The organism is Paraburkholderia ginsengiterrae (assembly GCF_001645125.1).
GTDB lineage: Bacteria > Pseudomonadota > Gammaproteobacteria > Burkholderiales > Burkholderiaceae > Paraburkholderia > Paraburkholderia ginsengiterrae.
In genome coordinates this window covers 1-14,134 of record NZ_LXKA01000349.1, presented here as the reverse complement: position 1 = coordinate 14,134, position 14,134 = coordinate 1, and the positions used below count along the sequence as shown (strand labels likewise).

Sequence of the window (14,134 nt, the reverse complement as noted above, 5' to 3'; positions counted from 1 at the left end):
TGAGCTGTGTTCCGTTGATCAACTGGAGGCATACGATGGCGGCAAAGAAGATTCTGTTCCTGACTGGCGACTTCGCCGAGGATTACGAAACGATGGTGCCGTTTCAGGCGCTGCAGGCGGTCGGCCATGTGGTCGACGCGGTCTGTCCGAACAAAAAGGCGGGCGAACGAATCAAAACCGCGATTCACGATTTCGAAGGCGACCAGACTTACACCGAAAAGCCTGGCCATCTGTTCACGCTCAATGCCTCGTTCGACGACGCCGATCCGCGCCAATACGACGCACTCGCGATTGCCGGCGGACGCGCGCCGGAGTATCTGCGGCTCGATCACAAGGTGATCGAGATCGTGCGGCAATTCGCCGAGACGGGTAAGCCGATCGCGGCCATCTGTCACGCAGCGCAACTGCTCGCCGCGGCCGACGTGATTCGCGGCAAGCGTATTTCCGCTTACCCGGCTTGCGCGCCCGAAGTGAAGCTGGCCGGCGGCGAGTACGCCGACATTCCGGTCGACGCCGCGATCACCGACGCCAATTTCGTCACCGCGCCCGCATGGCCCGCCCATCCCGAGTGGCTGCGCCAATTCCTCGTGCTGCTCGGCACGCGCATCGAACTCTGATCCACGTTGTATCCATCGGCGAGCGCCATGCCCGTGCGGCATCAGGCGCTCGCCGCCCCTCCCCGCATTTGAGACTAGTCCGATAGTTCACAGCGAAAGGCTTTCCTATAGTCGCCGGTTGACTTGGGAGTGTTTTTCGATGGAACTGACCGACTGGATCGTCATTCTCGCCATCACGTTGATGGCTATTGCATTTTTCTGCGGACGCACGCCGGCCAACTGGTCGCACGAAAGCCGCGCACGGCGTCTGGCCGGCATGCGCATGCTGATTCAAGCCGCCTGCGCGGTATGGGCCGCACTGCTGATCGTCGCGCGTGGCCTGTTTGCACTAGACGGACTGCTCGGGCTGCGCCCCGCGCCACACCAGACCTTGACGGGCGTCGCGATCCTCATTGCTTGCGGCTGCTACTGGTCGATTCGCGGCCTCCAACTGCTCAAACCCCGTCGGCTCTTTAGCGCTTGCTGATCAAGGCGTGCGGATGCCTGACCCGGCATCGGCGACATGCGCAGCCGCACTGTCGCTTTCACTTGAGCGGTCGCGGCTTTCCTGAGCTGGACGCGCGTCACGATTGACTTGAACACCGGAGGCCGCCAGTTGCGCGATTCGCACCTCGGCTTCGGGCAGCGACAGATAAAACGTCGTGCCGACGCCCTCCTTCGACTCCGCCCACACCCGCCCGCCGTGCCGCTCCACCACGCGCCGCACGAGAGCGAGGCCGATGCCCTCGCCGCCCGCCACGTTGCCGTGCAGCCGCTGAAATGCGCTGAATAGCCGAGGCAAGGCCACCGTCGGAATCCCCAAGCCGTTGTCCCGCACGTAGAAGATTCGCAGCGAGTGCACGCCCGGCGGCGACGGCGTCGTGCCGATCTCGATCCTGCCTTCGCGTGACGGGTCCAGATAATTCACCGCGTTGCCGATCAGGTTCGCGAACACCTGCTCGAGCGCGGTCGGGTCGCCCCACACCGCGGGCAATTCGTCGACGCTGACGCGCGCCCGCCGCGCCCGGATCGAGCCCTGCATCGCATCCACCACGCGCGGCACGATATCGCGCACCTCCACCTTCTGCTGCCGGTATTCCACGCGTCCGACACGCGACAGCCGCAGCAGCGCGTCGATGATGTGCGAGGCGCGCAGCACCGCCGTCTGCAGGAAATGCAGCGCTTCGCCGATATCTTCGTCGACCACCCGCTCGATGCGCTGCCGCGTCTCGGCCGCGAGCGACGACTCGCGCACCGCCACGCGCAGCTCGTCGCACGCGCGAATCAGCTCTTTGGAGAAGCCTTGCAGATTCACCAGCGGCGCGCGCAAATCGTGCGACACGCTGTAAATGAACATTTCGTTTTCCTGAGTCTGCTGCCGCAAGGTCTCGTTGATCCGCGCCAGTTCGCCGGTGCGGCGCGCAAGATCGGCCTGGAATCGCGCCTGGATGCGCTCGGCCTCCAGCAGACGCCGGCTGGTGTCGTGCAGAGTCAGATCGAGCCGGGCGATTTCATCGCGGCCCGGGGTGATCGGCGCGAGCGGTTCATTGCCCGCGAGACGCCCGGCGTTGTCGGACAGCACCGCGAGCCGGCCGCGCACGCCGCGCGTGAAGATCCACACGGCTATCGCGACGAACAGCAGCGAGCCGAACACCGCCGCGACCACCAGGGCCTGCTGGCGCGCGCGCGCGGCATCGGCGGCACTCGAGCGGAGCGTGTCGAGGCGCCGTTCTTCGGTCTGAAAAGCCGTCAGCTGCTGGCGGAAACGATCCAGTACATCGGATGGTTCGAGGTCGCGGAAACGATCGAGGAGGTCACGCCGCCGGCCCGAATGCAACATGTCCTGCACGCGGTCCGACCATTGCCGGTACGCCTGCACCGCCTGGCGCACCTGAACCACGCGCTCGACCTGCGCCGGGTTATCGGCAACCAGTTCGGCCAGCTGATCGATGCGCCGGTCGACGTCCACCCACACGGCCACCGGCGTGAAAAAGCGAGTGTCGTTGGCGAGCACCGCACCGCGCAGCGCCACGGACTCGCCGAGCACCGGATCGAGAATCGCGGTGGTCTGGCGCAACACCTCTTCGCTATGAAAGGCCCACCGCTCGGCCAGCGTCGCGTCCGACTGCGCCTTGACCAGTCCGGACAGAAGCGCCAGCTCGAAGAAAGCCGGAATCGCGATCAGCAACAGGCCTTTAGTGGTCAGTCTCATGCGCGCGCATTGGAGGTCGGTGGCCGGCAGGTCGTGCTCGGGACGCCACATTATGTCGGCGATTGCCCAGGAAAACAAAGCGGGCACGGCATCACGCAGACGTTCTTCGCCAGCATCAGGCCGCGTGCACGACGCACGGGCGTCTAAACGTCGGGGTTTTGAATTAAACGTAAAGCAAATCGAAACTTTCGCCCTGCTTTGGGTCACGTCGCCCGTAATGGAACGGTGATGCACATTAATTGTGCTTTTACGTGTAGTCCGTGGTGCAAGCGCGTCTAAGTATTCATTGCTGACCGGAACCACCCACTCCCATTCCGGTGCCGTTTTGCACCGCATCGACGCGTCATGGCACAACTTTGGCCCGCTTCTTGCGTTCAATGCCCGCTTTTTTGCCTAAGCGGGACTCCTCGATGGAAAGTTTGAAAACCGGCACCGATACCCTGTTCCTTCTGCTCGGCGCCGCGATGGTGCTGGCCATGCATGCCGGGTTCGCGTTCCTTGAACTCGGCACGGTGCGCAAAAAGAATCAGGTCAACGCGCTGGTCAAGATACTCGTCGACTTCTCGGTCTCGACGATTGCCTATTTCTTTATCGGCTACACCATCGCGTACGGCACGCAATTTTTCGGCAGCGCCGAGTCGCTGGCCGCGCATAACGGCTACGCACTGGTGCGCTTCTTCTTCCTGCTGACCTTCGCCGCCGCCATTCCGGCGATCGTGTCGGGTGGCATCGCCGAGCGCTCGAAATTCAATCCGCAACTGTTCGCGACGTTCGTGCTGGTCGGTTTCATCTACCCGTTCTTCGAAGGGATCGTGTGGAACGGCCGCTTCGGCATTCAGGACTGGCTGACCCAGGCATTCGGTGCGCCGTTTCATGATTTCGCCGGCTCCGTCGTGGTGCACGCGTTCGGCGGCTGGGTCGCGTTGCCGGCCGTGCTGCTGCTCGGCGCGCGGCATGGCCGCTATCACCGCGACGGCGGCATTGCCGCGCATCCGCCGTCGAATATTCCGTTCCTCGCGTTGGGCGCGTGGGTGCTCGCGGTCGGCTGGTTCGGCTTTAACGTGATGAGCGCGCAGACCATCGACAAGATCAGCGGCCTCGTCGCGGTCAATTCGCTGATGGCGATGGTGGGCGGCACGCTGACCGCCTGGTTCGCGGGCCGCAACGACCCCGGCTTCACCTACAACGGCCCGCTTGCCGGACTGGTGGCGGTGTGCGCCGGCTCGGACATCATGCATCCGCTCGGCGCGCTGGTGACAGGCGGCATTGCCGGCGTGCTATTCGTCTATATGTTCACCTGCGTGCAGAACCGCTGGCGCATCGACGACGTGCTGGGCGTGTGGCCGTTGCACGGCCTGTGCGGCGCGTGGGGCGGCATTGCGGCAGGCATCTTCGGGCTGCGCGCGCTCGGCGGCATGGGCGGCGTGTCGTTCGGCGCGCAACTCGTGGGCACGCTCGGCGGGATCGTGGTGGCGACACTCGGCGGCACGCTGGTCTACGGCGCCATCCGTTTGACCGTGGGTCTGCGGCTCGATCAGGAAGACGAATACAACGGCGCGGATCTGTCGATCCACAAGATTTCGGCGACGTCCGAGTAAAAGAGGCGGCTTACGCTTTAGCTCGAATCACCGCATTAGCGGCGCGCCGGGTCCGGCGCGGCGCTCGCCGCGCCGCCCAGCATGCCGAATTCGATCGGACAGCGCGTGTAGAAAACCGGCACGCCGCCCTCGCGCACGGCGGCGAGCAGCGTTTCGGCTTCGTCTTCGGTGACCGCAAAAATGACCTGTTGCGGCTGATCCGCCAGTTCGAAGAAGCGTGCCGCGTGGCGCTCGCCCGCGTGGCCGACACCTTCGGCCGCAGCCACCACGGTCGCGCCGTGAATGCCGGCGTGCCGCGCGACCGAGAGCAGCCATTCCACGACCGATTGATGGCCGTGGCGCCGGTTCTGTTCGGTAAAAAACGTGAGTTGAAAACCCTTGGTCATGTCGGCCTCCCGCGAAGCCGCAGCAAGCCCGCCGTCGACACACGCGGGCGTTCCATTCATTCTAGGCCACACCTCCCCGCCATGCGGGCAGCAAGGTCCGGCGCACCGCCCGCGGTCATGCCGACCTGTCCCCACATGAATCCGCCGGTGATAGACTGTTGCGCTGGAGATGGCATTCTCCTTTAACCGCCCTTGTGGCTGATGATGCCTGCTCGCCCGGATGACTGCGGACGCGGCATCACGCCCTGCATTCAGTCCGGTTTGTCGACTCCCCGGTTTTGTCAGGCCTCCTTCCATGTATTGGTCCATCCTCGCTGTCGGCATCGGCGGCGCGCTCGGTTCGTTGTTTCGCTGGTTTCTCGGCATCCGCCTGAACGGCCTCTTTAGCGGCATGCCGCTCGGCACGTTCGCCGCCAACGTCATTGCCGGCTACATCATCGGTGTCGCTGTTGCGGGATTCGCGCGCGCGCCGCAGATCGCGCCGGAATGGCGGCTCTTCGTCATTACCGGTTTGATGGGCGGCCTTTCCACCTTCTCGACGTTTTCCGCCGAAGTCGTGCAGCGCCTGCAGGACGGCCGGCTCGGCTGGGCTGCGGGCGAGATCGTGATTCACGTGGGAGCGTCGCTGCTGATGACCATTCTGGGCATCGCCACGGTAGCGTTGATGTCGCGCTGAGTGCGCCAAAGCCGCGATTCTCCCTAGCGGAATTCATTGTCCTCGTGCGGCCGCGCATGGCGGGCGGCGCGCCGGCTTTGTACCCCGTAGTCGAGCAGCGCGGCCGAAAAGAAGCAGCCCACGACCGCGGACAGGATGATGAAAATCGCGGCGGCATCGACCAGCAAGCGGAAGTACTTGAAGAGCAGGAAGCAGACCAGCAGCGTCAGCAGATTCAGCGATATGCCCATGATCGCGAACCCGGCCTTCGGGACGCTCCTGACGAATGCCGCGAAGCGGGTATCGGGGTGCGGCAGGTACCAGATGATAAGGATGCCGAACACCATGATGAAAGCGCGTTCGACCCGGATCAGCCAGGTCGGACGCCGCAGGAAGCGTCCTTCGAAAATCGCCTCGATAGCCTGAGCCTGGACCTCCACGCCCGGCACCAGTTCGCCGAGCGCGGTCGTGCGCATGTCGGTCAGGCCGGTGCCCGTCAGCCCGACCAGCACGAGCTTGTTGCGGAAACGCTCCGCGTCGACGCGCCCATCCAGCACGTCGCGTGCAGACACATTGCGGCTCCCGGTCAATCGGACGGACGCGAAATCAAGCCGGAAATCCCCGTCGGGCTCCGTGGGCACCTCGACGTCAGCAACGCCCACCGCCCTTACTCCGGACTTGTCGGCAAACACGTCGACCGCCGGCGACCCGGTGGCGACACGCAGCATTTCTATCGGCAGGCTCGGCACCAGCTTGTCACCCAGCCCCACGATCATGGGCATCCGCCGGATCGTGCCTTGCTCGAGCGTCACGTTCAGCAGCGCCTGGCCGCGCGCCGCGGCCTGCAATTCCGGCAGGCTCGCCAGCACGTAGAGGTACCGTTGCACCGTGGCGAGCGGGTTGGCGCCATGCACGAGGATCGGCGCGCTGCGCAGATCGAGGCTGGCGTCGGGCGCGGCGTGATCGATCGCGGCCGCGCCCAGCACCGACGGCGCCGCGCGCAAGGAGGCGGCGAGCACGGCCTCGTGACTGGGAAGCGCCCGCAAGCCGGCCGCGAGATCCGCCGACGTCGCAGGCAGGTTGTCGGCCACTTTGCCGGGCGAGGTCTGATCCGCCTCGGGCATGTAGAAGTCGAGACCGATGGCGAGCGGCTTGTGCGCCGCGATGTCATCGAGCAGCGTTGCGAGCCGGTTGCGCGGCCACGGCCATTGACCGACGGCTGCGAGCGTCCGGTCGTCGATCTCGACGATGGTGACGGGCTGCGCCGCCGGAATCCGTGGAAACAGCCGTTGATAATGATCGAACAGCAACTGCCTCGTGGTGCCGAAGGAGTCCGGCATCAACGCGTAGAGCTTGTCCACGAGCGCCGGACGCGCGACATCGTGGGGCCATTCGCTGCACAGGTTGATGAAACTCAGGGCGAGCAGCACAGCGAGCGCCACCGGGCGCCCGTTGCCCGCCCTCATCAGATTCGCGAAGAAGGTCAACCGTGAGTCGCGCGAGCGTTTCATGTCGGTCGAGGCGGATTAGGGCCTGCTCACGCCGATGGCGGCCCTTCGATCATTGAATGGTGATGACGACACGCCGGTTCCTCTGATTGGGCACGCCGTCCGGCGTATGCACCAGCCGCTCGCGCCTGCCTCGGCCGGCGGTCTCGATTTGCCGCGCCGGAATGCCCGACTTGATCAAGAAGGCCGCGACACTCTTTGCCCGCTGCAACGAAAGCGCGTCGTTGTATTCGTCGGAGCCCACCGAATCCGTGTGCCCCACCACCGTGAGATGCGGGGCAGGCCAGCTCGCCAGCGTGGCCTTCAGCTTTTCCACCGTGGCCGCCGACCCCGGGGCCAGCTCGGTGGCCGAGTCGAACACGAAGTTGATCGTAAACGTGGTCGGGCGCGGAGGCTGCGCGGCGAGCAGGCCGCCATAGCGAGCTTTGACGTCGGAAGCACTGCCCGGCGTCTCTTCGATAGAACCGCTCTGGGAGACGTCGACGCTGGCGTAGGCCTGGTCGATCACCTTCGTCTCCTTTGCGCTGCGCACGACGACCGTTCCGACTTTGCCGTCGGGGTCGGGCAACAACGTGATTCTGTCCGGCGTGCCGCACCCGGATACGAAGACCAGCAGCGCGAAGCCCGCCGCCATGATCAGACGATGCCCGCGGATCGCCGCCATCAATGCGTACCCTCCCCTTTGCCGCCGACCTCGATGATGAATTCGGTGCCGCGCACGCCGAGCGTCGTAGTCGGCGTACTGTAATGGACGGCATTGGGATTGGCCTTCGCGAGCTGGCCGTTGACCACTGCGAGGGAGCCGCGCCTGATCGTGGCATCGAGCTCCCCGTCGTGGGTTCTCGTATCGAATTCGAATTTGCTGAGCTCGAGGCTGGAGCCGGCGCCCTCGGAAAGCAGCGTGTTGTCGCGCAGCGTAATGCCAACGGCCGATTCGGGGCCGGTCACGATGCGATCGCCGCTATAGACTTCGCTGCCGATCGCCACGTCGAGGCTTTGCCCTGCCCGCTCGATGTGCACCGTGCCTTTGAGCGTCTTGACGACGCCTACCACGTTGGCAGCGCATGCATCGACTGCCGCCACGCCGCCGCAGGCGAGAACCAACGCATATTTGATGGCTTGGCGACGCATGGATGGCAGTCCTCAACGCGGTGCCTCGGCAACCAATCACGTGAGAATAGAGTCCCGGATCCGATCACTCCGTGCGCTACCGCGCATTTCGCCACCCCGCCGGACGTCTATCCTGCCAACTCGGGATAGGTCGCGTAGTTGGAGACCCAAACTGAACGCGCAAAAAAAAGGCGTCACGTTGCCGTGACGCCTTAAAAAGTTCTAGCCATTCCGAGGGCCGTGCTAGAACCTGAGAGACGGTATTCGAAAGAGTGACCGGCGATGCGGCGCCCTGCGGGGTGCGCGGCATGGATTGTTGCGGTGGATAAACACTCGACCGGACAGCGCGCGGAATACGGAAGGTTCAAACTTCAAATTGCAGAACCTAAAACCGTCTTTCGAAATCGGGTTCCATTTTTTATGGTTATGCTGACTAAGTCAAGCAAAATCTAAAGAGGCTTCATTCGCTCCGGAAAAATATTCCGATACAATGAACCTTCTGATGAAAAGTCATCTTCACGCCCCATTTTGGGGCTGCCCCTGGAGCCATGAGAGAGGGCTGCCAGAACGGCAAAAACAAATAAATTGAAATAAGGTTCCAAAAAAACACATGAACCAACCAACGTCCTCACGGCGCGTGGCAGAGCCGGGAAAAGACAAAGAGGGTCCCGGCGACGAAGTCACCGCCCTCGCACGCGGCCTGACCGTGCTGCGCACGATCGCCGCGGCCGACGCGCCGCTCAGCAACCGCGAACTGACCGAGCTGACCGGCATTCCCAAACCCACTGTCTCGCGCATCATCGCCACGCTCGTGAGCGCGGGCTTCCTGTTTCGCCTGCCTGACAGCGAGCGCTTCGTGCTGACTTCGTCGGTGCTGGAGCTGAGTAATGGTTTCCTGCGCAACTTCGACATCCGGGCTCGCGCGCGGCCGTTCCTGATCGAACTCGCGGAACGCACGGCGTTGTCGGTACATCTTGCCGTGCGCGACCGCTTCGACATGGTGGTGATCGACGCGATCCGCCCGCGCTCGGCGGTGCTGGTGTCGCGCCTCGAGATCGGCTCGCGCATGAATCTGAGCCGTACCGCGGTGGGCCGCGCATATCTGGCCGCGCTCGAGCAGCCGGAGCGGGACAAACTGCTGACCGGCCTCCAGGAAGCTGAAGGCGATGACTGGGGCCACCTCGGCAAGCGGCTCGAAAGCGCGTTGCAGGACACGCTCGAGCGTGGCTTCGCGATTGCCACGGGCGAATGGTACGACGGCCTGAACGCCATCGCGCTCGGCTTCGTCGGACCGTCCGGCGAGCGTTATGCCGTCAATTGCGGCGGCTCCGCCGACCAGTGCCCGCGCGACTGGCTGATCTCGCGCGCAGCACCCGCCCTGCTTGAATGCATTGCCAACATCGTGCTCGAAATCGGCGGCACGCCGGGGCGCCGTCTCGATACCTGAGCCCACCAGGCACTCGCCGGCCGGTGGCCGCGGCCATCGCAAGACATCCTGTAACCTTCGTAATCAAAAGAAAAATACACGAGTGGACTGTTACAGAGCCCGCGACGTAGGATCACACTTTTCCCGTCGCGGGGCGCATGCCTGGCTTGCCGTTATTCCCTTCCGCTAACGTCCAGCCCGGTCCAGGCCGTCTGTCACGACGCCGCGCTGCGTTAACATCTCTGTCCCGCGCCTCGGGTAGCATCGCGCTGAAAGAGCGCACGCACCCACTGTCGAAACCGCCTGTCATGCCGCCTGCTGCCGGTTTGCACGATCGCACGAGCGGCTCACATCCAAGCCAGCCACCTGACTGAATCGATGGACGAACAACAAAAGCATCCGGAAACCACACGCCCTGCCACGCCGGCTTCCCAACCTCCCTCGAGCGGCCCTTCCCGCGCGCCGTCCGCGGGGCCCGGCGAGGTGAAGTCGCATCGCGGCCGCAACGCCGCACTGATCGTCGCGGCCCTGGTCGTCCTCGGGGGCGTGCTGTGGCGCTGGCATCCGTGGGGAGACCCCGGCGGCGCAAGCGGTGCCGCCGGCGCCCAAGGCGCTAGCGGAGGCCGGGCCGGCCGCGGCGGTCCCGGCGGCCTGGCGCAGCCTGTTCACGTGGCCACGGCCACGCAGGGCGAAATGCCGGTGGTGCTGACCGCGCTCGGCACGGTCACGCCGCTTGCCAACGTCACCGTGCTGCCGCAATTGAGCGGCGTGCTGCAGGACGTGTATTTCAAGGAAGGCCAGATGGTCAAGAAGGGCGACGTGCTGGCCCAGATCGACCCGCGCCCCTACCAGATCTCGCTCGATAACGCGCAAGGCACGCTCGCGCGCGACGAGGCGCTGCTGCAAACCGCCCGCCTCGACCTGAAGCGTTATCAGACACTGCTCTCGCAAGACTCGATCGCGAGCCAGCAGGTCGACACGCAGGCGTCGCTCGTGCGGCAATACGAAGGCACGGTGAAGTCCGACAAGGCCAACATCGATACCTACAAGCTCGACCTCGTCTATGCGCGCATCACCGCGCCGGTCTCGGGGCGCGTCGGTTTGCGCCAGGTCGATCCGGGCAACTACGTGACGCCGGGCCTGACCAACGGCCTCGTCGTGATCACGCAGCTGCAGCCGATCAGCGTAATCTTCACCACCTCGGAAGACAATCCGCAGCAGATCATCCAGCAGACCCAGAACGGCGAGAAGCTCTCGGTCACCGCGTACGACCGCAGCAACACCACCTCGCTCGAAGGCGGCATGCTCGAAACGCTGGACAACCAGATCGACACCACCACCGGCACCGTCAAGCTGCGCGCGGTCTTCCAGAATCAGAACAACCTGCTGTTCCCGAACCAGTTCGTGAATACGCGCCTCTTGGTCGATACGATCAAGGACGCGGTGATCGTGCCGACGCCGGCAGTGCTCAACGGCTCGATGGGCCAGTTCGTGTACGTCGTGAAGCCGGACAACACCGTGACCGTGCGTCCGGTCAAGATCGGCCCGGTGGATGGCGAACGCACCAGCATCAAATCGGGCCTGGCGGTCGGCGAGCGCGTCGTGATCGACGGTTCGGACCGGCTCAAGGAAGGCGCGAAGATCACGATTCCGGCCGACAAGCCGCGCGGCGCCTCCGGTGCGCGCGGGGCGAGCGGCGCGGCGGGGGCCGCGGGTGCTTCCGCTGCTTCCGGCGCACGCGGACATCACGGCAAACACGGGGCGCAAGCCTCGCAATAAAGGCACGGCACTGACTGCATGAATCCATCCCGCGCCTTTATTCTGCGTCCCGTCGGCACCGCGCTGCTGATGGCGGCGATCATGCTGGTCGGCCTCGTCGCGCTGCGCTTCCTGCCGCTTTCCGCGCTGCCCGAGGTCGACTATCCGACCATCCAGGTGCAGACCTTCTATCCGGGCGCGAGCCCGGACGTGATGACGTCCTCCGTGACCGCGCCGCTCGAACGCCAGTTCGGGCAGATGCCCTCGCTCAATCAGATGTCGTCGCAAAGCTCGGCTGGCTCGTCGATCATCACGCTGCAGTTCAGCCTCGACCTGCCGCTCGATATCGCCGAGCAGGAAGTCCAGGCCGCGATCAACGCGGCCGGCAACCTGCTGCCGTCCGACCTGCCCGCGCCGCCGATCTACGCCAAGGTCAATCCGGCCGACGCGCCGATCATCACGCTCGCGATCACCTCGAAGACGATGCCGCTCACCCAGGTGCAGGACCTGGCCGACACGCGTCTCGCGCAGAAAATCTCGCAGGTCGCGGGCGTGGGTCTGGTGAGCCTGTCGGGCGGCCAGCGCCCGGCCGTGCGCATTCAGGCGAACCCGCGCGCGCTCGCCGCGTACGGTCTGAACCTCGACGACCTGCGCACCACGATTTCGAACCTGAACGTCAATACGCCGAAGGGCAACTTCGACGGCCCCACGCGCAATTACACGATCAACGCGAACGACCAGCTGACCGACGCCGACGCGTACAAGAGCGCGGTGGTCGCGTACAAGAACGGCCGCGCGGTGATGCTGACCGACGTCGCCACCATTGTGCAGGGCGCAGAGAACACCAAGCTCGGCGCATGGGTCGACGGCACGCCCGCCATCATTCTGAACGTGCAGCGCCAGCCCGGCGCGAACGTGATTCAGGTGGTGGACAGCATCAAGCAGTTGCTGCCCCAGTTGCAGCAGTCGCTGCCAGCCGCGCTCGACGTGCAGATCGTCACCGACCGCACCACCACGATCCGCGCGTCCGTGCGCGACGTGCAGTTCGAACTGGCGATGTCGGTCGTGCTGGTGGTGCTGGTCATGTACCTGTTCCTCGCCAACATCTACGCGACCATCATTCCGAGTCTGTCGGTGCCGCTGTCGCTGATCGGCACGCTCGCCGTGATGTATCTGTGCGGTTTCTCGCTGGACAACCTGTCGCTGATGGCGCTGACCATTGCGACCGGCTTCGTCGTGGACGACGCGATCGTGATGATCGAAAACATCGCGCGTTACGTGGAAGACGGCGACCCGCCGCTGGAAGCCGCGCTCAAGGGTTCGAAACAGATCGGCTTCACGATCATCTCGCTGACGGTCTCGCTGATCGCCGTGCTGATTCCGCTGCTCTTCATGGGCGACGTGGCGGGCCGCCTGTTCCACGAATTCGCCATCACGCTCGCCGTGACGATCGTGATCTCGGCGGTCGTGTCGCTCACGCTGGTGCCGATGATGTGCGCCAAGCTCCTGCGCCACACGCCGCCGCCCGAGAGCCACCGTTTCGAAGCGAAGGCGCACCTGTTCATCGACTGGGTAATCGCGCGCTACGCGGTCGCGCTCACGTGGGTGCTGAACCGGCAACGCAGCACCCTGTTCGTCGCGCTGCTTACGCTGGTGCTGACCGGCCTGCTCTACGTGTACATTCCCAAGGGCTTTTTCCCCGTGCAGGACACCGGCGTGATCCAGGCAATCACGCAGGCGCCGCAGTCGGTGTCCTACGCGTCGATGGCCGAGCGCCAGCAGGAACTCGCCGCGCAGATCCTGAAGAATCCGGACGTGGAGAGCCTGACGTCGTTCATCGGCGTGGACGGCAGCAATATCACGCTCAATAGCGGCCGCATGCTGATCAACCTGAAGCCGCGCGACGACCGCAGCAACACCGCGAGCGACGTGATCCGCCAGTTGCAGAAAGATGTCGCGCATATCCCGGGCGCCTCGCTGTACATGCAGCCGGTGCAGGATCTGACGATCGACTCGACCGTGAGCCCCACGCAGTATCAGTTCATGCTGACGGATCCGAATATCAGCGAGTTCACCACCTGGGTGCCGAAGCTGGTCGAGCGGCTGAAGCAGTCGCCCGAACTCGCGGACGTGGCGACCGATCTGCAGGACAACGGCCAGTCGGTCTACATCGAGATCGACCGCGCCACCGCGTCGCGTTACGGCATCACGCCGGCCACGGTGGACAGCGCGCTCTACGACGCGTTCGGCCAGCGCATCATCTCGACCATCTTCACGCAATCGAACCAGTACCGCGTGATCCTGGAAGCGCAGCCGCAGATGCAGCACTACACCGAATCGCTGAAGTCGATCTACCTGCCCTCCTCCACCTCGAGCGGCGGCCAGGTGCCGCTGTCGTCGATCGCGCGCTTCATCGAGAAGCCCGCGCCGCTGCTGGTCACGCACCTGAGCCAGTTCCCGGCCACGACCGTGTCGTTCAATCTTGCGCCAGGTTCGTCGCTCGGCGCGGCGGTGAAAGCGATCGATCAGGCCAAGAAGGATATCAGCTTGCCGGCGTCGTTCCAGACGCGCTACCAGGGCGCGGCATTGGCGTTCCAGGCGTCGCTGTCCAACGAGCTGTTCCTGATTCTCGCGGCGATCATCACGATGTATATCGTGCTCGGCGTGCTGTACGAGAGCTTCATCCACCCGATCACGATTCTCTCGACGCTGCCCTCGGCCGGGGTCGGCGCGTTGCTCGCGTTGCTGATCACCGGGCACGACCTGGACATCATCGGCATCATCGGCATCGTGCTGCTGATCGGCATCGTGAAGAAGAACGCGATCATGATGATCGACTTCGCGCTCTATGCCGAGCGCGAGGAAGGCAAGGCGCCGCGCGAAGC

Annotated in this window: 12 protein-coding genes and 1 riboswitch; of the genes, 7 read left to right on the top strand and 5 right to left on the bottom strand. The window is 64.5% G+C overall.

Annotated features, from left to right (window positions below; genetic code table 11):
* Positions 1–35 precede the first annotated feature (35 nt).
* Both A6V37_RS30140 and A6V37_RS30135 read left to right on the top strand, forming a co-directional pair.
* On the top strand, positions 36–617 hold the full coding sequence (locus A6V37_RS30140; protein WP_064269664.1) for a DJ-1/PfpI family protein: 582 nt from the start codon (positions 36–38) through the stop codon (positions 615–617).
* A gap of 139 nt (positions 618–756) precedes the next feature.
* Entirely contained in the window at positions 757–1,083 is a 327-nt protein-coding gene (locus A6V37_RS30135) for a hypothetical protein (protein WP_064269663.1), read from the top strand.
* Here the strand turns inward: A6V37_RS30135 and A6V37_RS30130 are convergent, their stop codons facing one another.
* Complete coding sequence (locus A6V37_RS30130) at positions 1,084–2,808, bottom strand: sensor histidine kinase (protein ID WP_064269949.1); 1,725 nt, start codon at positions 2,806–2,808, stop codon at positions 1,084–1,086.
* Between the two features lie 410 nt (positions 2,809–3,218).
* Here A6V37_RS30130 and A6V37_RS30125 point away from each other — a divergent pair, with 410 nt between their 5' ends.
* On the top strand, positions 3,219–4,406 hold the full coding sequence (locus A6V37_RS30125) for an ammonium transporter (protein ID WP_064269662.1): 1,188 nt from the start codon (positions 3,219–3,221) through the stop codon (positions 4,404–4,406).
* A gap of 35 nt (positions 4,407–4,441) precedes the next feature.
* Here A6V37_RS30125 and A6V37_RS30120 read toward each other — a convergent pair whose 3' ends face one another.
* Positions 4,442–4,792 carry a DUF190 domain-containing protein gene (locus tag A6V37_RS30120; RefSeq protein ID WP_064269948.1) on the bottom strand — a complete coding sequence of 117 codons (351 nt, stop codon included), beginning with the start codon at positions 4,790–4,792 and terminating at the stop codon, positions 4,442–4,444.
* A gap of 156 nt (positions 4,793–4,948) precedes the next feature.
* Positions 4,949–5,010: riboswitch (Fluoride riboswitch) on the top strand.
* 77 nt (positions 5,011–5,087) lie between these two features.
* Here A6V37_RS30120 and crcB point away from each other — a divergent pair.
* Positions 5,088–5,468, top strand: coding sequence for a fluoride efflux transporter CrcB (crcB, locus tag A6V37_RS30115; protein WP_064269661.1), 381 nt, complete (start codon positions 5,088–5,090; stop codon positions 5,466–5,468).
* Between the two features lie 23 nt (positions 5,469–5,491).
* Here the strand turns inward: crcB and A6V37_RS30110 are convergent, their stop codons facing one another.
* From A6V37_RS30110 to A6V37_RS30100, 3 genes are read right to left on the bottom strand one after another with little or no spacing between them, the layout of a single operon-like run.
* Positions 5,492–6,958, bottom strand: coding sequence for a CHASE2 domain-containing protein (locus tag A6V37_RS30110; protein WP_064286634.1), 1,467 nt, complete (start codon positions 6,956–6,958; stop codon positions 5,492–5,494).
* Between the two features lie 49 nt (positions 6,959–7,007).
* A complete protein-coding gene (locus A6V37_RS30105) occupies positions 7,008–7,619 on the bottom strand; it encodes an OmpA family protein (protein ID WP_064269659.1) in 612 nt (203 codons plus the stop codon).
* A complete protein-coding gene (locus tag A6V37_RS30100) occupies positions 7,619–8,086 on the bottom strand; it encodes a FecR family protein (RefSeq protein WP_064269658.1) in 468 nt (155 codons plus the stop codon). The genes A6V37_RS30105 and A6V37_RS30100 overlap by 1 nt, the downstream gene beginning before the upstream one ends.
* Positions 8,087–8,675: 589 nt before the next feature.
* Here A6V37_RS30100 and A6V37_RS30095 point away from each other — a divergent pair.
* From A6V37_RS30095 to A6V37_RS30085, 3 genes are all read left to right on the top strand, one after another.
* On the top strand, positions 8,676–9,512 hold the full coding sequence (locus A6V37_RS30095) for an IclR family transcriptional regulator (protein ID WP_064269657.1): 837 nt from the start codon (positions 8,676–8,678) through the stop codon (positions 9,510–9,512).
* A 357-nt stretch (positions 9,513–9,869) separates the two neighbouring features.
* Positions 9,870–11,270 carry an MdtA/MuxA family multidrug efflux RND transporter periplasmic adaptor subunit gene (locus A6V37_RS30090; protein WP_064286632.1) on the top strand — a complete coding sequence of 467 codons (1,401 nt, stop codon included), beginning with the start codon at positions 9,870–9,872 and terminating at the stop codon, positions 11,268–11,270.
* A gap of 18 nt (positions 11,271–11,288) precedes the next feature.
* On the top strand, positions 11,289–14,134 hold a 2,846-nt coding region (locus tag A6V37_RS30085), incomplete at its 3' end, for an efflux RND transporter permease subunit (RefSeq protein ID WP_064286630.1).